A 21,502-nucleotide genomic window follows, 5' to 3' on the forward strand; every position below is an offset into this window, starting at 1 on the left:
TCCCCCATCGCTTTTCCCGTATGGTTGCATACGGGCTTTTTTGTATCTTGTGCGCGGTACACGTTTCGCTGCCGCGTCGGAGGCTCCGGAACCCTTTCGGAGCGTTCATACACAACAAGCATTGGGGAAATGTCCATGTTCGCACCCTTCCGCCGGGCACCCCTTGCCGGGCTTACCGCACACGGCCTGCTCGGGAAACCCTCGGCCGAGCTTCCCTCCTTTGAGGCGGCCTCGTTTTCACGGCACGCCACTCCCCGCCCATCGCGGCCGTGTCCAAGGACAGGGCCTTCGAAGCTCAATGCGTCTGCCCTAAGCCTTTCGCCGATCGGGAAAACTACGCGCTTGTCGAAAACGGTAAGCCCCTCGGCGTTTCCTGATCCCCCTGCCTCGAAGAGTTCTTCCGGAGCCGCTTTCTTGCGTGCCCAGAAGCATATGGACATGGGCACGCCCGTGAAGAGCCTCTGCCCGTTCCGGACGGAAGGGCGGGCTCCCGCCACCCCCAAGGGTTCCGCATCCGACGCCGCCCCCATAAGGAGAACCGTATGCCTGTAGCCGGTGTCGATGTCGGCTCCGTAGCCGCCAAAGCCGTTATCTTCGATCCCCAATCGCGTTCGCTGTTGGGCAAGGCCGTCCTGCCCACAGGCTGGAACGCGCGCGAGGCCGGGGAAAAGGCGCTGGCCGCCGCCTGTGCCGACGCGGGCGGGATCGCGGCATCCCGTATCGTCGGAACGGGGTACGGGCGCATTTCCCTGCCCTTTGCGGACAAAGTGGTCACGGAGATCACCTGCCACGCGCGCGGTGCCGTCCACCTCTTCCCCGGAACGGGCGTTGTGCTCGACATCGGAGGGCAGGACAGCAAGGTCATCAGTACGGCCCCGGACGGCTCGGTGCAGGATTTTCTGATGAACGACAAGTGCGCGGCGGGCACGGGCCGTTTTCTACAGGTCCTTTCCGGCATCCTCGGCATGGAGCTGGCGGAGCTCGGTGAAGCCGCCGGACGGGGAAAGCCCGCCGCCATTTCCAGCATGTGCGCCGTATTCGCGGAAACGGAAATCATCGGCCTGCTTGCGCGGGGTACGCCACCCGCCGATATCGCCGCCGGCGTCTTCCGCTCCATCGCCCGGCGTATGCGGGGCCTTGCCGCCCGCATACCCTTGCGCGGCGAATGCACGTTCACGGGCGGGCTGGCGACAAGCCCTTCGTTCAGCAGGCTGCTTTCCGAAGAACTCGGCGTCCCGGTCAACGTGCCCGAGTATCCGCAACTCGTCGGAGCCATCGGAGCGGCCTTGATTGCCGCCCGCATCTGAACGGCTTCACCACCATACCTTGAAGGAGAACTTCCATGGCATACGCAAGTCTCGAACGGTTCCGCGACATCACCGGGCGCAATGTGCTGGCGCTGCAACAAGCCAAAGAAGCGGGGAAAAAGGTCGTGGGCCAGTACTGCATCTATTCGCCGCTGGAAATCGCCCTTGCCGCAGGAGCCATTCCGGTTTCGCTGTGCGGCACGAAAAACGATTCCATCCCGGTGGCGGAAACCATGCTCCCCCGCTCCCTTTGCCCGCTGATCAAGAGCAGTTTCGGTTTCGCGCTCCAAGACAGCTGTCCCTATCTCGCCGCCTCGGACATCGTGGTGGCGGACACCACCTGCGACGGCAAGAAAAAGATGTACGAACTGCTGGCCGCCTACAAGCCGGTCGTACTGCTCCAGCTTCCGCAGATTCAGGACGGGGACGCCAAGGACTACTGGCGCGCCCAGTACGCCAAGCTCGCCGCGAGGCTGGAAAAGGATTTCGGCGTTTCCATCACCACGGACGATCTGCGGAATGCCGTCCGGCTGACCAACCGGCTCCGCCGAGCCCTCAAGGATGTCCTTGACCTTGCCAAGCGCAAACCGTCGCCCCTGACGGGCATGGATCTGCTGGACATCTGTTTCCGGGCTTCCTTCATGCCCGACTACGAGCAGGCCATCGCGCTCCTTCAGGACATCGCCGCCGAGATCGGCGGGGCGAGTGACGGGGCCGTTTCCCCGGACGCGCCCCGCGTCCTGCTCACGGGCGTCCCCACGGGGCTGGGCTCCCACAAGGTCATCCAGCTCCTCGAAGAGTGCGGGGCGAGCATCGTCTGCATCGACAACTGCACCTGTTATAAAAAAGTGCGCCTGATGATGGATGAAACCGCCGATCCGCTGACCGAACTCGCCGGACGGTATCTCGACACGCCATGCTCCGTCATGTCGCCCAACCCCAACCGCTACACGGCGCTGCGAGAGCTGACGGAAGCGTTCCAGACGGACGCCGTGGTCGATCTCACCTGGCAGGGATGCCAGACGTACGATGTGGAATCGTGGTCCGTCAAAAAGTTCGTGCGTGAGGAACTGGATCTGCCGTTCCTCCAGATCGTGACGGACTACTCGGAGGCGGATACCGAACAGCTCAAGGTCCGGATCGAAGCCTTCCTCGAAATGCTCAACTAAGCCTCTCGGCGGCATGGAAGCGCCGTCCAGCCGTTTGTGCGGACGGCGGCCGCTTCATGAAAAAACAGAAAAGGATAGTCACATGACCAAGGAATTGAATTGCTGCGGGTTGGCCTGCCCCGAACCAGTCATCCGCTGCCGCAGGATGCTGGAAGAAGAAAAACCCGCCTCGCTGCGCGTGCTTGTGGACAATACGGCGGCTTCGGAAAATGTGGGCCGCTTTCTCGGCCGCACCGGCTATTCCGTGGAAGTACGGCAGGAAGGAGCCGACTTGTGGTGCGTTTCCGCCACAGCGTGCGGATGCCGCGTCACCGAGCCGGAACCCGCCGCCGCAACCCTCACGCCCGGCAAGACGTTGGTCCTCATCACCACCGAAACCTTCGGGCGCGGCGATGATGAGCTGGGCGAAAAACTGATGGGGAATTTCCTGTCCACCCTGCCCGAGCTGGGGGAGAGCCTGTGGCGCGTCATTCTGCTGAACGGCGGCGTGAAGCTCGCCGCCACCCTCGGAAAAGCACTGGACAGCCTGAAGGCTCTGGAAAACGCGGGGACGGACGTCCTCGTCTGCGGAACCTGCCTTGATTTCTACGGCCTCCTTGAGGCGAAGCAGGCCGGACAGACCACCAACATGCTGGATGTCGTGACCAGCCTCGCACTGGCCGACAAGGTCATCCGCCCGTAAAATCCCTTTCCGTTTGCCGAGGCACGGGTTCAGGCCCCGCTTCTGGAAAAAACAGCTCGGTACACAAAAGACTCCCCCTCCCGGCGCAAACCAGGAGGGGGAGTTTGGACACATATCCCGACACCCAGCTACACGCTCTTTAACCGCACGTTATTGAGGATAAAGAAGTGTATTCAAGCGGATGGAATATGCGTGCGTCCCCCCGAGGGAACGTCTCTCCCCGCCGCCCGTTCATGCGGACGGCATGGCGGGGGAGGACGCCTTTCCCCAAACATCCTCCCCCGGAGTCATACATAACCTTATTTCTTGCGGCTGCGCAACCAACGCTCGGCGGCGAGAGCGGCTATGGTACCGTCGCTGACCGCCGTGGTGATCTGGCGGTACGGCTTGTGGTTGATGTCGCCCGCGCCGAACACGCCGGGAATATTGGTAGACATGTCTTCGCCCGCAAGGATGTAGCCCTTGTCATCGAGGGCGATCGCATCCTTGAACCATTCGTTGTTCGGGGACTGGCCGAGGAAGACGAAAATCCCGTCCACGGGCAGCGCGGTGCGTTCGCCGGTCTGCGCGTTTTCGAGGATGGCGGCGGACAGCTTGCCGTCCGTGACTTCCACGTCCACGACCTTGGTCGTCTTGAAGCCCTTCACGCGGGGATCGCCGAGCAGGGCGTCCTGCGTGGCCTCCGCCGCGAAGAAGCGATCCATGATTTCCACCACGGTCAGCTCGGCGACGCCGAGATTCAGGAGGTACAAGCCTTCGTCGAAGGCGCTGTTCCCGCCGCCGACCACGAGCACGCGCTTGCCTTTGTACGGAGCGCCGTCGCAGATCGCGCAGAAGTGCATCTGATCGCATTCGGTGGGCACGTCCAGCGCAATGGGCTTGCGGCCCGTCGCCAGAATGATCGCCGGGGCCTTGTAAACGATGCCGTCCCCATGCACGGCTTTCTCGTCTTCGCCAAGCTCAAGGCCGGTGACTTCGAACACTTCCTCCACTTCCACGCCCATGTGATCCACATGTTCGCGCATCTTTTCCATGAGTTCCATACCGTGGATCTCAGGATAAGAGGGAAAATTCTCCACCGTATACGTCGAATTCACCAGCCCGCCCGTCACATTCGTCTCGAGGAGCACCACATCGAGGTTCGCGCGTTTCGCGTAGATCGCCGCCGTCATCCCGGCAGGCCCGCCGCCCAGTACGATGATGTCACAAGTACGTTCTTCCATTGCAAGCTCCTGATGGAAACTCCTGATTTGCCGAGGAAAAGGCCCTTTATAAAAAGCCTTCCTTCCCGGCCCCCACCTCAAAACGTTTCGGCTGGTGAGGAGATGACGCCACGGCTTTCCCGCACGGGAACCGCCGCCTTTTCCGAGACAAACGACGCGACGACCGGCCCGCCTTTGCCCATGCCTTGCCGCCGAAGGGGATTCGGCTCACGCAATCATTGGCAAAAACAAGCGATTATCGAAGCCTTCATCGTAACGGATGTATAAGAGAAAAAGACAATGTGAAGGGAAGGGGGAGCGCGCATCAGCGCACCGTTCTGGAATCCCCCTTCCCCCCATTCGGCAACTTAGGCCTTCTCGAAGAACGCGGCCATTTCGCGGGGGTTCATGAGGCCGACCTTGGAAGCTTTGACCTCACCGCCCTTGATGACGAAAATCGTCGGCGGGCGTTCCGCGCCGAGCGCGGCGGCAGCGGCGGCGTTCTCTTCAATATCGATGCCGTACAGCGCGATGCCGGATTTGGCGGCTCCGAACTTCTCGAGCACCTTCTCCATGTTCTTGCAATGCGGGCAGAGCTTCTTGAAGAACAGCAGCACGCCGTTTTGCGTCGCGGCAAGGCGATCCTTATAGTCAGCTTCGGTGATGATCTCGATCATAATGTCACTCCAATGGGTTTCATGCGGTTCTCTCGTCACGAAAGGGGATTCCCCTCCGTACCGCCTGCCTTCACTCGAAAAACATGGGGAAGGCGGTGTATCCAGGGAGGGAGAAACCGTGCGGGAATTCCCCGAAAGCTCCCTCTCCCCGGTTCATCTTATTTTCCTCCCTCGCTCGGGTTGCACAACTCCGCGAGGGCTTCGCGGTCGAGGATCTCAAGGGAACACCGGGTAAAGTGCCCCAGAACGCCCCGATCGCGCAGGGTCCGGATAATGCGGCATACCGTGCTCCGATGCAAGCCGAGCACAAGGGCCAGCTCGGACTGCGACACGCCGGGGTTGACCACGCGGGTCCGGCGCTCATCGGCCAGCCGGTGCAGATACCGGCATACCTGCGTCTGCGGGTCCAGCTCGACGCTTTCGGTTATCTGGCTGTAAAAGGCCCCGGCCTTGGCTCCGAGCGAGTGGACCAGATTGCTCATCAGCGCCGGATGGCGCCGCACGAATTCGGCATCGTCCAGCAGGGTCCGGGGGAAATTATAGACTTCACAGGGTTCCAGCGCCACCAGCGACGCGGGATGCGAAGGGGAAACATGCAGCAACACGATTTCGCGGAAGAGGCACCCCGGCTCGATATAGAGCACGATGCGCTCCTTGCCCGTTTCGGAAAGATTCAGGAGCCGTACCCTGCCCTTCTCCAAAAACGAGAAGGTGGAGGTTTCGGGATCGTCTTCCCACTGGTAGGACTTGCCTACCATCTGACGCTGGCCTTGATGCAGGACCGAACGCCACGGGCTGTTGAGATCCCGGATGCGGAAAACCGGGCCTTCCTGCTTGCAGAATCCGAAACGGTTCATGTTTCCTCCTTTTCACCCCTCCCTACAGGTTCATCATGGGCCAGATAAAGGTGGCGACGAACGCCACGATCAGGCTGGCCAAAACCATACGCGTCAGCATGATACCGATAAGGTAACGGACGCGGACGTATCCGGTCGCGAACATGATCAAGGCCGGGGCCAGCTCATACGGCAGGAAGAACTGGTCAAGCCCGTACAGGAAGCTGTACAGGATGGGCTTGATCCCAAGGTTCAGCGAGGTGGCGATTTCGGCCATGGGCACGCTCAGGGACGTTGCCGCCGCGACAGGCGTCAGCACAAGGTTGGCGACGACGCCCACCCAATAGGCGAACATGGACGAACCGGCATTGCTGTCGATCTGCTGGAGGTAGGGCACCAGCTTCCCGGCCAGCCATGCGGGGATGCCGAGGGTTCCCGCCACAATGCCGATGGCCATGCAGCCCGCGATAAAGAACAGGATGGGGAACTGCACCTTCTTGAGATCGCTGGCTTCCATCAAGTTGAAGATAGGGGTGAACCCAAGCAGGACCATGCTGCAGAAGGCGAAGTAGCCGGGGATACCGTGCCACGGTTCGCTGATAAAAGCCACCAGCGCGAGCAAGGCCAGGACGAGGGTCTTCTTTTCGTCGCGGCTCATCTTGCCGAGAGTGGCGAGTTCCGCTTCGGCACAAGCGCGGCAGCGGGAAATGTGCTCGCCAAGCTCACGCCCGCCGAAAAGGTGCAGGATGGTATAGGCCAGCAGCGCGTGCCCGATCTGGTAAGGCAGATTTTCGCTGTAGAAGCCCAGCCATGTGAACGGGACGCCCATGTCCTTGACCATGAGCAGGCCGATGATGCCCGTGTTGTTGGGCAGGTAGGCAGCCGAAGAGATGGTCGCGCCGAAGAAGGCGGCAAGGACGATGGTGGTCGCGGAACGGGAAGTCACGGACAGGTTGAGGCTCTGGCACATGCCGGTGGCTATGGCCATGAACAGGATGTCGACCGTGATGACGTCGGGGATGATCGCGCTGACGATGAATCCGGCGAGCAGGAACGCGATGTACATGCGAATGGGGGTGGTCCCCACGCGGCTGATGGTGAACAGGGCAATACGGTTGGCGAGGCGCGTCTTTTCCATGAGCACGCCGATGAGCATACCGCACATGCACAGCCACGGGATGGGGGTGGTCCAGCCGACGAAAGCCACATCCGGAGCCGCGATGCCCGTCAGGATGTAGTACATCAGGAGCAGGACGGCGGTGACGAAATTCGGCAGCAGGTCAAAGGCGAACATGCCGATCGCCATGATCGTCCCGAACCAGTAGAGGTTCACTTTCGGTGTGCTCGGGTCATAAAAGCACCAAGCCACAAAGAGGCCACCGAGCAGGCTCGTCAGCCAGCCTATCCACTTTCCGGACAGCTTGTTGGTCGCAACGGCAGTTGTCATATGCGCTCCGCGCAGTGCATGGAATAGAGTGAGATATATGGAAAAGGAAGCCCCGCAGCCCGGCAAGGATCCGGCACCTCCCCAACACAGTGAACAAGGGTTCGCTAAAAACAAAAACCTTAGGAAGGGGAGGGATTGGGGGGTGGGGGAAGGGAGGGGAACCCCTTCCCCCAGTTCTCCCTTTCTTCCTATCCTCAGCTCGTACGGATTTCGCCGATGACGAGCTTGAGCTGCTGGAGCATCTCGCGGGCCTTGTCGGGATTCTGATCCGCGATGTTGTTGAGCTGGAAGGGGTCGGCCTTGCGGTCGTACAATTCATCATGATCGGGCACCTGCACCTTCGCGCCTGCCGTGCAGGTCCACATTTCTTCCTTCATTTCGGTGCCGGAACCGGCGATGCAGTCCACGCTGTCCTTCACGTCCTCGCTCACCAGCCAGTGCACGTAGGAGTAATCCTCGGTGATGAGGGACCACGACATGCCGTAGTACCCGGCGATGGCGCAGTCGCGCACGGTGTCGGTCTCGCCGCGCATTACGGGCAGGAGGCTGATGCCCTGCATTTCCGAGGTGTCATAGGTCGGGAAGCCGAAATCGCTCGCCTTCTGCGGCGTGCCGAGCTCCCCGAGCGCGTCCATGATGGTCGCGGTCACGTCCACGTTCTGCACGAAACTCTTGATGCGCTTGCCGCCTTCGATGCCGGGGACGTGCATGATCAGAGGTACGTGCACGAGTTCCTCATACGGCCAGGGACGGCACTTGCGCATGATGCCGTGGCCGTGCTCGCCTTCGCCCATCGGCTGGCCGTGGTCGGACATCAGCACAATAAGGGTTTCGTCCCAGAGCCCCTGAGCACGGATGGAGTCGAGCAGTTCGCCCACCCACTTGTCCACCTGCATGATCTTTTCCATGTACAGGGCGCGGATGTGCTCGCATTCGCGTTCCGTGATGCGGCCCTCGATGGGCGTCCACGGCGCGAGCACCAGCGGGTTGCCGACGTATTCGGGATCGTAGGGGCAGGGTTCGCCCTTCCACACGGATTCCGGGTCCCAAGGTTCGTGCGGATCAAAGGAGTCCACCCAGAGCAGGAAGGGGCGGGTCTTGTCGCGGCGGTTGGACAGCCAGTTTTGGGCATCCGTCATGACGCGGGAAATATAGCTGTCTTCGGGCTTGCGGAACTGCTGCTGGCGCAGGAAGCAGCCGATTTCGTCGAGGAGCTGCGTGCTGTCGTCGTCGATGACTTCGCCTTTTTCATTGAAAACCATCGTGGGGGAGGTGTAGTCTTCCGGCTTCAGCGCGGGATCCAGCGGCACATCGGCAAAGCTGGTGTGGTCGAGCTCCTGGCCGGGGTTGAAGCTCACGAAGTCGAAACCGCGGGAATAGCCGTACTTGGGCAGGCGCATGGGCGGGGTGTCGTAGACGAGGGCCGTCTGCATGTTCTTGCCCCACATGATGTCGGCGACGGTGGTGTCGTCAGGAGCGAGAGGCTGCCAGCCGCCGTAAGGCAGGGTGAAGCGGCCGGTCATGAGGGCGCGGCGCACGGGCACCGTGGGCAGGCCTTCACTGTAGGCGTTTTCGAAGAGGAAGCCCTGACGGGCGAGGCGATCGATATTGGGGGTCTTCACAACCTTGTTGCCGTAGCAGCCAAGGTAGTTGAACTGGAGCGTGTCGAGCATGATCAGCACGACGTTCTTGATCTTGCGGTCTTCTTTCATGGCGGTTCCTTCCGTAGAGAGGGTTGGAGGGTCGCTGTGCGACCTTGTTCTTGCATTCACAATACGGATTTCAGGGACATTTTCTGTCTCCCAAGAGACACTTTTCACCTTTTCCGATTTTTTTCACGAAAGCTCCGGAGGAATCGAGAAGCCGGAACAGGGCCGTTTATAAAGTATAATACTATATGTTCATTAGCTTTTTTATGATAAAAAAATGAACGCTCCGATTGGCCGAAAAACCTTGAGCTACAAAGGTTTTGAGTGGAATGGAGTCATTCAGCAAGGATCTTTTCTTCACATGGCAAAAGAACGAAACAACTTGCGGAGATGATGGTATGTTATTCAGAATCGGGAAGCGGAAAGGGCGGCCCGCCCCCCCGAAGGGGACACCTCTTTCGGCTGGATGCATTGTGCAGCTCCCGACGCCACCCCATACGCGGAAACCCGCCACCCTGTTTCGCCCGGCGGAGAAACCTTTTCAATCGGGCCGATCATACCCCCAGAGCACCCGGCTCTACCGCGCAGAGCGGGCACATCAGCAAGCCAAGCGTCTCTTGACCACAACAAGCGGGCGGCATCTTGAGGATACCGCCCTGCTGCCTCCGCCCAAGAACCGTATCCCTCCGCAACGGGAACGGTTGTGGAATAACTTCCGGCATCAAGCGGCATTTCCGCTTGATGAATGGCACCCGTAAGCCTATACTCTATGCTATCGGATGTTTTGCCGGCTTTTATATTCTTTGATACGATGCGTGCCGGACTTTTTCCGACATGCGGGGGGGGGGGCATCCCCCGGAGTGTCTCCACACCCTATCCAAGAGAACAGTGGAATGAACAGGCTCCAGGAATTCCTCGACAACCCGCACATAATCACCGGAACTGCCACCGTTGCCGCAGATCCGCAACTTACCTTGATCGCGGCGAACAAGGCCCTCTATACGCTTGTCGGGGAAACCGCCGAGTCGTGCCGCCAACAGGGCAACTCCCTCCTTCCTTGGATCGAACAATCTTCCGCCGTGCGCCTCATCGGGCTCCTCGCCGGGCACCCTCCCCTTTTCGACTGGGAAGGGGTGCTCGTCCGCAAAGACGCCACCTCCGTCCGCATCCGCCTCTCCGGCACGCGCATGGAAGGCGTCCTCCACGAAGGCCAGTACCCCGTTTACCTTTCCGCCTTTACCGATCTCGCCTGCGTGGAGGAGATGCTGCGCAGCGCCGAATACGAGCGCCGTAAATACGCCCTCATCGCCGACATTTCCGAAGATCTGCCCTTTGAATACGACTTTGAGACGGATACCATCGCCTACACCCAAAAGTACCATAAGGTCTTCGGGCACGAACCCGTTATTCCCCGTTTCCGCGAACGGCTGGGCAGAGGCGAGGCCATCGATCCCGTAAGCGAGGGGTTCCGTGAACCTTTTCTCGCCCTCGATGCCGAAAAAGCCTCCACCGAGGCCGCACCCGAACGGTTCCTGCCCACCCACTCAGGCCGCAAGCGCTGGTTCGCCCTCTACAGCACCAACATCCTGGACACCCTCGGCAAGCCCGTCAAATCCGTGGGCGCGCTGCGCGACATCGACCGGCAGAAGCGCGAACAGCTCAGGCTCCTTGATAAGAGCCGCACCGACTCCATGACCGGGCTTTACAACAAGGTCACGACCGAAGAGGAAATCCGCATCGCCCTGCGCGACGCAAGGCCCGGCAGTTCCGGCGTGCTGTTCATGATCGACATCGACAATTTCAAGGACGTCAACGACAGCATGGGGCACCTCGCCGGGGACTCCATCATCATGGAAATCGCCCGCCAGCTTCGGCGCACCTTCCGGCAGGACGACATCATCGGGCGCGTGGGCGGCGACGAATTCCACGTCTACATGCGCGACGTTTCTGAAATCGCGGGTATCCGCACACGCGCGCAGTCCCTCTGCTCCTCCATCCGCAACCTGTTTAAAAACAGCAATATCGACAACGCCGTCTCCGTCAGCGTGGGCATCGCCGTTACCGAGCGCCCCATCGCCTATGAGGATCTGTTCCGGCAGGCCGACGTCGCCCTGTACCACGCCAAAGGGAACGGCAAAAACCGTTACGAATTCTTCGGCCAGTCCTCCGGCGGAGACGCCGACGGCGTCCAGACATCCGCACCCCTCGCCGTCAACACCGTCCGCAACAGCATCATGGTGGACATCATCGATATCCTCTTCAGCATGTACGACATGCACGAAGGGATCGACAAGGCGTTGCATTTCATCGGAAACGCCTTGCGCGTGGACAAGATTCTCATCTTTGAATACTCGCTCGACGGGAAGGCCGTCAGCATCGCGCATGAATGGTGCTCCGATCCGAAATGGAGCACCAAGGAGCAGCTCCAAAACGTCCCCATCGACAAAATCGAGCTGCCCAAAACACGGGACTCCAGCGGCATCTATTATTGCAGCGATTTTTCGGAAGTCCCCCCGGAAGAAAAAACGTTCATCCTCGACGACACCATCTCCTCGCTCCTCCAGTGCGACATCGTGCGCGACGGGCACGTGGTCGGCCATATCGGCTTCGAGGAGCGCGGCAACCGCCGCATATGGACGCAGCAGGAAGTGGACGCCCTCATCCTCATGTCCAAAATCATCGGGGAGTACATCCGGCAGCGCCGCTCCGCCAGCCTTTTGCGCGAAAGTTACGAATCCACCCGCAACATCCTCAACAGCCTGCCCAATACGGCGGTCTACGTCATCGACGCCAACCACCGCATCGTCTACTTCAACGATACGGTCGCCCGCGCGTATCCCAATGTCAAGCTCGGGGTGACCTGCTTCGAGGTGTTTTGGGGCAAATCCGATATCTGCTCCTTCTGTCCCGTGACAAAACACGGCGGCGGGGAGGCGTTCACCACCCTGCATGAGCACCCGCCCTTCAAGGGCATCTGTGAAATTTCGGTTTCCGGTATCCTTTGGGAAAACAAGGAGCCCGCACACGTCGTGCTCATTTCAGAGCGCCTTCTGACGCCCGAGGAGCGCAAGGCCAAGGCCAAGCGCGATTCCTTCGCCCGCGCCCTCTGCGAGAGCTATCATTATGTCGTGGACGTGGATCTCGGCACCGGCCATTTTGAGCTTCTGGCCAACCGCAATGACCTCGCCACCGACACTTCGGGCGATTACGCCGCCCATTTCGAGCTGTTCTTCGGCCATATCCTCCCACAGTACCGTGACGCCTTCCGCGAACACTTCTCCCTCGAAGGGCTGCGGGCAGCCTTCGCGGCAGGCGTAAACGACAGGAATATCCATCTCGAATACCAGTTTGCCGAGGAGGCCGGGCCCCGCTGGCGTACCCGCATCGCTTTCGCCTATACGCAGGACGACGGCTCGTGCCACGTCCTCCAATGCATCCGGGATATCAACGAGCAGAAATGCGCGGAATTCACCCACAGGCGGGACGAAGAAAACCTTCAAGTCGCCCTTCAGAACAGCTACGCCAAGATCTACCGGATGAACCTCGCCGCCAACCAGCTGACCTGCCTGTTCTGCAACACCAAGCTGCTCGCGCCCATCGATGTCAGCGGCGAATTCGACAAGGACATCATCACGGTCATGAAAACCCGCGTCCATCCGCGGGATCGGGTGGTCTTCCGGAATTTCTTCACCGCCGAAACCATCCTCAGGAAACTCGACGCCGGGGAAGAGCTTTCCGTCGAATACCGCAAGCTCGGCCTTGACGGGACCTATCACTGGATGCTGGCGCTCATCGTGCCCTTGCCGACCGGCAACCGGGGAGAGACCGTCCTCCTCGTGCGCGACGTCACCGAGAAGAAGGAAGAGGAAAACAACTACCTCCTCGCCCTGCAAAACAATTATTCCGAGATCTTCTCCCTCGACGTCAGGAGCCGCACGGTCACGCCGCTGTTCTACAACAGCGAGCAGGTGCCCATCGTCAAGGAGGAAGCCAATTTTTCCGCGTTCGTCAAGCGGCGCGCCGTCGACCGCGTGGCCCCAGAATCCCTCGAAAGCGTGCTCGATTTCTACGAGCGCCGCCTTTTCGGGGAACTGGAACGCGGCGGCCGCCCGGAATGTGAATACCGCAAGCGTTCGTCGGAAAACGGCCCTTACCGCTGGATCGCGGCCTCGGCGCAGCCTGTCCCCGGCAACGAGGGGCACGCCCTTATCCTGCTGCGCGACGTCACCAAGAAGAAAGAAGAGGAAAACAACTACCTCCTCGCCCTGCAAAGCAACTATACGGAAATTTTCCGCCTCGATCTTGAAGCCGGGCTTATCGCTCCCCTCTATTACAACAGCGAACAAGTCACCATTTCGCCGACCCTGATGCCCATCGAGGAATTCGTCCTCGATCGTGGCAAAAACCGCGTGCACCCAGAAAACCTCAAAAGCGTCCGCACCTTTTACGACGTGCCGAACATCATGGCCCGGCTCGACCTGGGCGAGGCCCCACAGCTCGAATACCGCAAACGGCAGGACGCCGGAAAACCCTACCGGTGGGTCAACGCCACCATCCGGGCCATCCCCGGAGCGTACCACCATGCCCTGCTCCTGCTGAGCGACATCACCGAACGGCTCAACGAGGAAGCCGATTTCTACAAGGCCCTCCAGCACAGCTATTCCGAAATCTACGAGGTCATGCTCGATACGGATTCCATGCGCATCGTGCACCGGGACGAAGATTCCACGTTGGCGAAACCCGAGCTGACCCATTCGTATTCGCGGGACACCCGTACCATCGCCAACCGGTACATCCACCCCGATGACCGGGAGTCCTTCCTTGATCTTTTCTCCCCGGAAAACGTCAGCAGGAAAGTGGCCGACGATCCCCGGCTGTCCACAGAATACCGCGTCCTTGCCGTCGACGGGACCTATCACTGGATCTCGATACTGGTGCTGCCCATGCCCGGATCGTCGGGGCGCCTGCTCCTCCTCTGGCAGGACATCAACGAACGCAAAAGGATGGAAGAAACCGCCGCCCGGCTCGAACGCCGTCAAAGCACCGTGTTCCGCCAGTCCGGGGACTGCATCATCGAAATCAACCTGCGCACGTGGCAGTTCCACCGCAACGCCTCCGCGCCGAGCCTGCCCAGCGAACCCCGTTCCGGCGACTACCGCACATTCCACGCCGAAACAATAGCGATGGTCCATCCCGCCGACCGCGAACGCATCAACCGCACCACCACGCCCAAAGCCCTGCTCGAGGCCTGCCGCGCGCATTCCCGCACCCTCGTCGATCAGTATCGGGTGCTCTTTGGCGAAAACGAACAGTTGTGGCTCGAAAACCGCGTGTTTTTCCTTGAAGAAGGCGACGATATGACCGCCTTTTTCATCATCCGGGACATCACGGAGCAGAAGCGCGTCGAAGAGGAACGCGCCCTTGAGGAAGAGCGCTACAACATCGCCCTGCGCAACACGTATACCGAAATCTACGAAATCGACCTCAGCGCCGATACGCCCCACCTTGTCTACGCCGCCGACACGCCCATGATCCCCGTGGATCACGACAAGAACGGCAATATCCACACCATAGCCGCAACCCTCATCCACCCTGAGGACCGGGAACGCTTCCTCACCGCTTTCATCGGGAGCAACATCCGCAAGGAGTTCAGCGAAGGCCGCATGGAAGTCCCCGCCGAATACCGCCGCCTTGGCAGCGACGGCAAATGGTACTGGGTTTCCGCCTTCATCGTTCCTCTGTGCGGGCACGACTCCTGCCGCACCGACAAGGGGATACTCCTCGTCCGCGACATCTCCGAACAGCGTGAAGAGGAACAGCGCCGCCGCATCAGCGAGCAGTACGATCACGCCTTGCGCAACATCTACGACGAGCTGTACGAACTGAACATCACGCAGGACAGCTACCGTATCGTGTACCACGTGAAGGGCAAGTATGTGACCCCGCCCGAGCAGGGCCGCCTCAGCGAGTGCATCGATCTCGTATCGCGCAACATGCTCTTTCCTGAAGACCGCACCCGCTTCCTCGAATTCTTTAATCTCGATGCGCTGCGGCAGAACTTCGCGGCGGGCCGGGAATACCTTATCGGCGAATTCCGCAAGCTCTGGCACGACCAGAAGTACCACTGGGCGTCGATCACCATGTTCCCCGTGGCCCAGCCCGACGGCGGCGACGAGATCTATCTCGCCTTCATCATGGATATCGGGGACAAGAAGCAGGCGGAGGAAGTCGCTCAGCAGAACATCCTCCTTGAGCGCCAGCGCCTCGACGACGAACGCTACCGGACCATCGTGGAGCAGACGGACACCCTCGTCTTCGAGTGGAACCTCGAAACCGATACCCGTTACATCTCGCCGGAGATCGTCGCCCGTTTCGCCGGGAACTACGACCACCGTGATCTGATGCACGTCTGGCGGGAAGACCTCGTGATCCATCCTGACGATCTGCCCCTGCTCACCGCCTTCCTCAAAGATTCGCGCATCCAGCGCTATACCGAGATGACCGCCCGCTTCCGCAAGCGCGACGGCATGTACATCTGGTGCAAGGCGGCCCTCACCTGCCTGCACGACGACAAGGGCAATCCCAAGCGCTATATCGGCACGCTCAACGACGTCGACAGCGCGACCCGTTCCGTGCTCGCGCTCAAGTACCGGGCCGAGTTCGATCTCCTGACCGATCTGTACAACATGCACACCTTCTACTCGCAGGCGGCACAGGCCGTGCACGCCTACCCCGAGCGCCGCTACAGCATCGTCCGCATGGACATAGACCGCTTCAAGGTCATCAACGACCTGTACGGCCTTAAGGAAGGCGACAAGCTCCTCATCGCCATCGCGGATCTGCTGCGGGAAAAGATGGCCGGGACCCACAGCGTCTACGGGCGCCTCGGCGGGGATGTGTTCTGCCTGTGCGTGGACTACTCCCGTGAGCGTATCCTCGCCCTCATCAAGGAGTTGACGGACAGGCTCGCCGACTACCCCTTGCCGTACAAGGTCGTGCCTTCGTTCGGCATCTGCGAGGTCGACAACATAGACACGCCCATCAACGTGCTCTGCGACTGGGCCAACCTCGCCCTCAAGACGATCAAGGGGAATTACCTGAACAGCTACGCCTTCTACGACGGCAAGCTGCGCGAGAGGATCCTTGAGGAAAAGAAGATCGAAAACCAGATGCACGACGCCCTTCTGCAGGGGCAATTCGTTCTGTACCTTCAGCCCAAGGTGCACATCCCGACATCGCGCATCATCGGCTCGGAAGGGCTGGTGCGCTGGATACACCCCACCGAGGGGCTGATGCCGCCGGACCGTTTCATCCCCTTGTTCGAGAAGAACGGCTTCATCATCCGGCTGGATGAATACATCTGGGAGCAGGCCTGCATCACCTTGCGCCGCTGGATTGACCACGGCCTCACGCCCACGCCCATCTCCGTGAACATGTCGCGTATGCATATCCACGATCCGCGCCTGCGTGAAAAGCTGCTCGACCTGATGCGCCGCTACGAGCTGCCGCCGCACCTCCTCGAACTGGAACTCACCGAAAGCGCCTTCCTCGAGAACGAAAGCGGGCTCTTCGAATCCATGAAGGCCTTGCAGGCCTTCGGGTTCCAGTTCTCCATGGACGATTTCGGATCAGGCTACTCGTCCCTGAACATGCTCAAGAGTATGCCCGTGGACTTCATCAAGATCGACCGGGGATTCCTCAACGAGGTCGTCACGACCGAACGCGGCAAGACGGTCATCCGGTTCAGCATTTCCCTCGCCCGAGAAATGAGCATCAAGGTCATTGCCGAAGGCGTGGAAACCGAGGAACAGGCCGCTTTCCTGCTTCAGGCCGGATGCGCCTATGCGCAGGGCTATTTCTATTCGCGCCCCCTGCCCATCCCGCAGTTTGAGGCGTTGGCCTTTGGGACAGAACATCCTTTCCCCGTCGCCCCGAGCATCAAAGCCCTTGCCGAAAAACTGGAAAAAGGCAGCACATGATGGAATGCCTCCTGCGGAAACATACCTCCGGAGGAGGCCTAAGCCCATAGCGCAACCCTATCAGAATGCCGCCATTTTTCTATTGCCAGAGCCATAGGATCCCATTAGAATCTATCGGTTGGACGAACAGTGTCATAATATCCCACCGACAGAACGTCGGTTTCCGCCATTCCGCGCCGGCTCCCCGTAATCAGGCCTCCTATGAAAAAGAAACTCTTCAGGACCCACGCCTTCATCACGGGTATCGTGCTTATTGGGTTCATTTGTATAACAATCATTAACTACTGCACATACAGCGTCGTCATCAGGGATGACATCAGGAATATCTCCCGCCTTACCTCCCTGAACATCTTTTCTTCCATCAGTAACGAACTGACCAAGCCGATTTTCGTCTCCCTGACAATGGCCAACGACAGCTTCCTCAAGAGCTGGCTCCGGGGAGAGAATGATTCACCGGAACAAATTGCGGAACTGCAAGACTACCTCAACGGCCTGAAGAGGAAATACGACTACAGTTCGGTGTTCCTTGTTTCGGCAAAGACGAATATTTATTATCATTATAATGGGATAAATAAGGTTGTCAGCAGGGATGACTCCCACGACGTCTGGTACTACAACTTCGTCGCTTCCGGGATCCCCCACCGGCTTGAGGTCGACACCGACGAAATGGCCCGCAATGAGCTGACCGTGTTCGTGGATTGCCGTATCGAAGACGATCACGGCGAACTCATGGGCGTGGTGGGCGTCGGGGTCAAAATGCGTGAATTGCAGCAGATCCTCGCCTCGTTCGAGCTCGATTTCGATCTGACGGCGTTCCTCGTCAACCGCGAGGGTGTGGTACAGGTCCACACGTCCGACGCCATGATTGCCAACGCCACCATCGACGATCTGTTGCCCGTATCCGAATACCGCAAAAAGATCTTCACCAAGAGCCGTGTGGAAAGCTCGTGGTACAAGTACAACGGGCAGGAAACCTGCCTCGTCACCCGTTACATCGACGATCTCGACTGGTATCTCATTGTGGAAAAAGATACCGCCATCATTAAGGAATCGCTTCTCTCGCAGCTTTGGAAGGACATCCTCGTCGTGGCGTGCATCATCATCCTGATCCTGCTGCTGGTTTCGGGGACCGTATCGCGCTACGACAAATTCATGACCCTGTTTGCCACCACGGACAAACTCACCGGGCTCATGAACCGGGAACGCTTCAATGCCATCCTGAGCCGGAAACTCTGGGAACGGCCTCTTGTATTCATGTTCGACGTGGACCACTTCAAACACATCAACGATACCCGCGGCCACCTTTGGGGCAATGAAGTCCTTGCCCGTGTGGGGCATAAGGCTGAGGAAATCGTCGGTAAGGCCGGTTGCGTGGCCCGCTGGGGCGGGGACGAATTCATCGGCTTCATCGATGCGCCGGGCGACGCCGAGGAAACCTTGAGATGCCTTCTGGAAAGCGTGCGCGATCTCGATAACCACGTCACCATCAGCATCGGCGCGACCCGCATCAACCCCGAAGACGACATGGACGCCATACTCATGCGCGTGGACGACGGCATGTACCGCTCCAAAGCCGAAGGCCGCGACCGCATCACCTACGTTTGAAGCCCAAGCCGATTGGGAACCTCGATCCCATAGGCTTCACGGAAGGAAGCCCTATGCTGGAGCAGGAAAAGCAGATCCGCACCGCCAGGGAAAAGCCGAGGCGGACGCCGTCATGATGTACGGTTCCTTCACGCAGGATGGCGGAAATGCTTATTCAACACGGCAGATGCGGAAGCCGGATGTTCCTTACCGATGACGCGCCGCAGGATCATGGAAGCACCGATGGAGGGGAACACCACGGCGGAAACAGTGGCGCTTTCCATCATAACGCCGGCCCCATTCTTCCACATCCTATTCTTCCACATAAGGTTATGTTCTCGGCGTGGCTGATGAGGAAGTTACGTTTGCGTGTGTAAGGTACACCATGCCGCGCAGGCAGGACAAGATCCCGGCGAATCACCGCAGGCACATCGGAAACCGTGCTAGCATAAGATGACAGCGCTGAGGCTGGGGGATATCGCTGACGCCATAGCACCTCTGCGCTCCTTAACGCTCATCTCCTTTGTAACAAGTTGATAAGCAATGCTATTCGTCCCTCCCGTTCCGCAGGGAAGCCATGTCCAGCAAATATGCGGCCATATCGCAGGGTTCCATACGCTCCCCATCCATGTACGGGGCATGGAGCATGTGCGTCCCCGGCAGAACGGAAACGCACTGTGCGGGGCAGCCGCACACAGCCACCCGGATATCGGCTCCGGCCTCGTTGTCCGTGAGCACAATGCTCCCATCGAGAGCGCGCATGGCGGACAGCACCCCCCTGAACCATGCCGCGCGATCGTATCCGGAGCGGCATCCCCCGCAATACTTCACATGGAGGGAAGGCATGGCCCGTCAGCCCCTTTCCACCAACATGGCGATCCCCTGCCCGCCGCCGATGCACAGCGTTGCCAATCCCCTGCTCTGCCCCTTCCGCTTCAGCGTATGCAAAAGCGTAACGAGGATACGCGCACCGGAGGCACCGATAGGATGCCCAAGGGCAATGGCACCACCGTTGATATTCACGTTATCAAGGCTGAACCCCAGTTCGCGGCCCACGGCGAGGAACTGGGCGGCAAAGGCTTCGTTGGCTTCGATCTGATCGAGATCGGCCACTGTCCAACCAGCCTTTTCCAAAGCCTTGCGGGTGGCGGGGATGGGGCCAAGGCCCATCACATCGGGCTCCACACCGGCACTGGCCCAGCCCACAATGCGGGCGAGAGGCGAAAGGCCCCGTTCAGCGGCCAGTCCGGCATCCATGAGCACCAGAGCCGCCGCGCCGTCGTTCACGCCGGAAGCGTTGCCCGCCGTCACCACGCCGTCCTTCTTGAAGGCGGGGCGCAACTTGCCGAGCACGTCCATGGTGGTGCCGGGACGGGGGAACTCATCACGAGCGAAGTCGAAGGATTTTTTCTTCTGCTCCACGTGTACGGGCACGATTTCTTCATCGAACACGCCCGATTCCAGCGCGGCTGCGGCCCTCTGCTGGGAAAGCACGGCATGGGCGTCCAGTCCTTCACGGGAAAGATGGTAGCGGGCCGCCACGTTCTCGGCGGTGATGCCCATGTGATAGTCGTTGAAAGCGTCCCAGAGGCCGTCCCTGATCATCTCGTCCACAAGCTTGACATCGCCCATGCGGCCCCCCCAGCGTGCGGAGGGCAGGACATAGGAAGCCTGAGACATGTTCTCCATGCCGCCTGCCACCACACAGCGGGCCTCTCCGGCGCGGATGGCCAGCGCGGCTTCCGCCACGGCCTTGAGGCCGGAACCGCAGACCTTGTTCACCGTCCACGCCGGGATCTCCACGGGGATACCGGCCTTGACGGCGGCCTGACGCGCGGGGTTCTGGCCCAGCCCCGCTTGAAGGACGTTGCCCATGACGACTTCTTCCACCATGCCGGCATCCACGCCACCCCGGGAAAGGGCCGCGCGGATGGCCACGGCCCCCAGCTCGACGGCAGGGACGGAGGCGAGAGAACCGCCGAAACTGCCCAACGCGGTACGGGCCGCGCTTACGATGACCACTTCACGCATAATGACTCCTGTCCGGCACAGTACCGGCTCTCCAAGGGCTTTCGCCCGATGATGCGCTCTTTGCGAGCGATATGTTCCCGACGGCTTAGTAGCGGAAGAACCCTTCACCGCTTTTGCGGCCCAGCTTGCCCGCCCGGACCATCTTGCGGAGCAGGGGCGCGGGGCGGTACTTGCCCTCGCCCATCTCGTCGCGGAGCAGCTCCATGATGGCGAGGCACACGTCGAGGCCGATGAGGTCGGCCAGAGCCAGTGGGCCCATGGGGTGATTGGCTCCGAGCTTCATGGCGGTATCGATATCCTCAGCGGAGGCCACGCCTTCCTGCAGCATGAAGACCGCTTCGTTGATCATGGGGATGAGGATGCGGTTGACCACGAAGCCGGGGTATTCATTCACGGTGACCGCCGTTTTGCCCAGCCGTTCGGAAAGCGCCTTGGCGGCTTCGTAGGTCTCGTCGGAAGTGGCGGCGCCACGGATGATCTCGATGAGGGCCATGCGGGGCACAGGATTGAAGAAATGCAAGCCCACCACCTTGTCGGGGCTGCCCACGGCGGAGGCCACGGCGGTGACGCTCAGGCTGGACGTATTGGTGGCGAGGATGCAGCCGGGGGAAACGATGCCGTCCAGCTTCGAGAAAATGGAACGCTTGACGTCCAGATCCTCCACGGCGGCCTCGATGACCACGTCGGCCTTGGCGGCATCCTGCATGTCCAACGTGCCGATGATGCGGGGGAGGGCCGCATCGCGGTCTTCGGCGGCCATCTTGCCCCGGGCCACGAGCTTGTCCCAGGCGCCAGCGATGCCCTTCAGCCCCCTGTCGACGAATTCCTGCTTTATATCGTAGAGATACACGGTGAAACCGTTCAGCGCGGCCACCTGAGCGATGCCGCCGCCCATGGTCCCTGCACCTATCACAAAAAGGGTCTCCATAACCATCTCCT

The 21,502-nt window shown here is 60.2% G+C and carries 13 protein-coding genes and 2 pseudogenes; 6 read left to right on the top strand and 9 right to left on the bottom strand.

From position 1 onward, the window contains the following. Positions 1-542: 542 nt before the first annotated feature. The 3 genes from T370_RS0101555 to yedF all read left to right on the top strand — a co-directional run bounded on the left by T370_RS0101555 (position 543) and on the right by yedF (position 3,158). Positions 543-1,307 (top strand): acyl-CoA dehydratase activase, encoded by a 765-nt coding sequence (locus tag T370_RS0101555; RefSeq protein WP_005024068.1) that lies wholly within the window; start codon positions 543-545, stop codon positions 1,305-1,307. 35 nt (positions 1,308-1,342) lie between these two features. Next, the gene (locus tag T370_RS0101560; RefSeq protein WP_029434505.1) at positions 1,343-2,476 is read left to right on the top strand and encodes a double-cubane-cluster-containing anaerobic reductase; all 1,134 of its coding nucleotides are present in this window, start codon (positions 1,343-1,345) and stop codon (positions 2,474-2,476) included. Positions 2,477-2,558: 82 nt separating this feature from the next. Further along, the gene (gene yedF / locus T370_RS0101565; protein ID WP_029434506.1) at positions 2,559-3,158 is read left to right on the top strand and encodes a sulfurtransferase-like selenium metabolism protein YedF; all 600 of its coding nucleotides are present in this window, start codon (positions 2,559-2,561) and stop codon (positions 3,156-3,158) included. Between the two features lie 299 nt (positions 3,159-3,457). Here yedF and T370_RS0101570 read toward each other — a convergent pair whose 3' ends face one another. The 5 genes from T370_RS0101570 to T370_RS0101595 all read right to left on the bottom strand — a co-directional run bounded on the left by T370_RS0101570 (position 3,458) and on the right by T370_RS0101595 (position 9,032). Further along, positions 3,458-4,381: an NAD(P)/FAD-dependent oxidoreductase gene (locus tag T370_RS0101570; protein WP_005024061.1), complete on the bottom strand. Its 924-nt coding sequence runs from the start codon at positions 4,379-4,381 to the stop codon at positions 3,458-3,460. A 347-nt stretch (positions 4,382-4,728) separates the two neighbouring features. Continuing rightward, complete coding sequence (locus tag T370_RS0101575; RefSeq protein WP_029434507.1) at positions 4,729-5,037, bottom strand: thioredoxin family protein; 309 nt, start codon at positions 5,035-5,037, stop codon at positions 4,729-4,731. Between the two features lie 158 nt (positions 5,038-5,195). Then, entirely contained in the window at positions 5,196-5,894 is a 699-nt protein-coding gene (locus T370_RS0101585) for a Crp/Fnr family transcriptional regulator (protein WP_029434508.1), read from the bottom strand. Between the two features lie 22 nt (positions 5,895-5,916). Then, positions 5,917-7,320, bottom strand: a complete 1,404-nt coding sequence (locus tag T370_RS0101590) for an SLC13 family permease (RefSeq protein WP_005024051.1) — start codon at positions 7,318-7,320, stop codon at positions 5,917-5,919. A gap of 194 nt (positions 7,321-7,514) precedes the next feature. Then, on the bottom strand, positions 7,515-9,032 hold the full coding sequence (locus T370_RS0101595; RefSeq protein WP_029434509.1) for a sulfatase family protein: 1,518 nt from the start codon (positions 9,030-9,032) through the stop codon (positions 7,515-7,517). Positions 9,033-10,231: 1,199 nt separating this feature from the next. Here T370_RS0101595 and T370_RS26220 point away from each other — a divergent pair. The 3 genes and pseudogenes from T370_RS26220 to T370_RS0101605 all read left to right on the top strand — a co-directional run. Then, a pseudogene (locus tag T370_RS26220) lies at positions 10,232-11,107 on the top strand (GGDEF domain-containing protein); the annotation flags it as partial. Positions 11,108-15,250: 4,143 nt separating this feature from the next. Then, positions 15,251-16,948 (top strand): annotated as a pseudogene (locus T370_RS26225) (putative bifunctional diguanylate cyclase/phosphodiesterase); the annotation flags it as partial. Between the two features lie 201 nt (positions 16,949-17,149). Further along, entirely contained in the window at positions 17,150-18,553 is a 1,404-nt protein-coding gene (locus T370_RS0101605; RefSeq protein ID WP_029434511.1) for a sensor domain-containing diguanylate cyclase, read from the top strand. A 128-nt stretch (positions 18,554-18,681) separates the two neighbouring features. Here the strand turns inward: T370_RS0101605 and T370_RS24755 are convergent, their stop codons facing one another. From T370_RS24755 to T370_RS0101625, 4 genes are all read right to left on the bottom strand, one after another. After that, positions 18,682-18,819, bottom strand: coding sequence for a hypothetical protein (locus T370_RS24755; protein WP_156034313.1), 138 nt, complete (start codon positions 18,817-18,819; stop codon positions 18,682-18,684). Between the two features lie 259 nt (positions 18,820-19,078). Then, positions 19,079-19,378 carry a hypothetical protein gene (locus T370_RS0101615; protein ID WP_029434512.1) on the bottom strand — a complete coding sequence of 100 codons (300 nt, stop codon included), beginning with the start codon at positions 19,376-19,378 and terminating at the stop codon, positions 19,079-19,081. 6 nt (positions 19,379-19,384) lie between these two features. Beyond that, on the bottom strand, positions 19,385-20,563 hold the full coding sequence (locus tag T370_RS0101620) for an acetyl-CoA C-acetyltransferase (RefSeq protein ID WP_029434513.1): 1,179 nt from the start codon (positions 20,561-20,563) through the stop codon (positions 19,385-19,387). An 85-nt stretch (positions 20,564-20,648) separates the two neighbouring features. Further along, positions 20,649-21,491, bottom strand: a complete 843-nt coding sequence (locus T370_RS0101625) for a 3-hydroxybutyryl-CoA dehydrogenase (protein ID WP_029434514.1) — start codon at positions 21,489-21,491, stop codon at positions 20,649-20,651. Positions 21,492-21,502: the final 11 nt, after the last annotated feature.

Origin of the sequence: Bilophila wadsworthia ATCC 49260, from assembly GCF_000701705.1 — a bacterium.
Classification (GTDB): Bacteria; Desulfobacterota; Desulfovibrionia; order Desulfovibrionales; family Desulfovibrionaceae; genus Bilophila; species Bilophila wadsworthia.

What these genes read in the sequence shown, in the direction of transcription:
- T370_RS0101570 (WP_005024061.1), bottom strand. Translation starts at nt 4,381, where the DNA reads ATGGAAGAACGTACTTGTGACATCATCGTACTGGGCGGCGGGCCTGCC.
- yedF (WP_029434506.1), top strand. Translation starts at nt 2,559, where the DNA reads ATGACCAAGGAATTGAATTGCTGCGGGTTGGCCTGCCCCGAACCAGTC.
- T370_RS0101585 (WP_029434508.1), bottom strand. Translation starts at nt 5,894, where the DNA reads ATGAACCGTTTCGGATTCTGCAAGCAGGAAGGCCCGGTTTTCCGCATC.
- T370_RS0101575 (WP_029434507.1), bottom strand. Translation starts at nt 5,037, where the DNA reads ATGATCGAGATCATCACCGAAGCTGACTATAAGGATCGCCTTGCCGCG.
- T370_RS0101595 (WP_029434509.1), bottom strand. Translation starts at nt 9,032, where the DNA reads ATGAAAGAAGACCGCAAGATCAAGAACGTCGTGCTGATCATGCTCGAC.
- T370_RS0101605 (WP_029434511.1), top strand. Translation starts at nt 17,150, where the DNA reads ATGAAAAAGAAACTCTTCAGGACCCACGCCTTCATCACGGGTATCGTG.
- T370_RS0101620 (WP_029434513.1), bottom strand. Translation starts at nt 20,563, where the DNA reads ATGCGTGAAGTGGTCATCGTAAGCGCGGCCCGTACCGCGTTGGGCAGT.
- T370_RS0101590 (WP_005024051.1), bottom strand. Translation starts at nt 7,320, where the DNA reads ATGACAACTGCCGTTGCGACCAACAAGCTGTCCGGAAAGTGGATAGGC.
- T370_RS0101615 (WP_029434512.1), bottom strand. Translation starts at nt 19,378, where the DNA reads ATGCCTTCCCTCCATGTGAAGTATTGCGGGGGATGCCGCTCCGGATAC.
- T370_RS0101560 (WP_029434505.1), top strand. Translation starts at nt 1,343, where the DNA reads ATGGCATACGCAAGTCTCGAACGGTTCCGCGACATCACCGGGCGCAAT.
- T370_RS0101555 (WP_005024068.1), top strand. Translation starts at nt 543, where the DNA reads ATGCCTGTAGCCGGTGTCGATGTCGGCTCCGTAGCCGCCAAAGCCGTT.
- T370_RS0101625 (WP_029434514.1), bottom strand. Translation starts at nt 21,491, where the DNA reads ATGGAGACCCTTTTTGTGATAGGTGCAGGGACCATGGGCGGCGGCATC.
- T370_RS24755 (WP_156034313.1), bottom strand. Translation starts at nt 18,819, where the DNA reads ATGATGGAAAGCGCCACTGTTTCCGCCGTGGTGTTCCCCTCCATCGGT.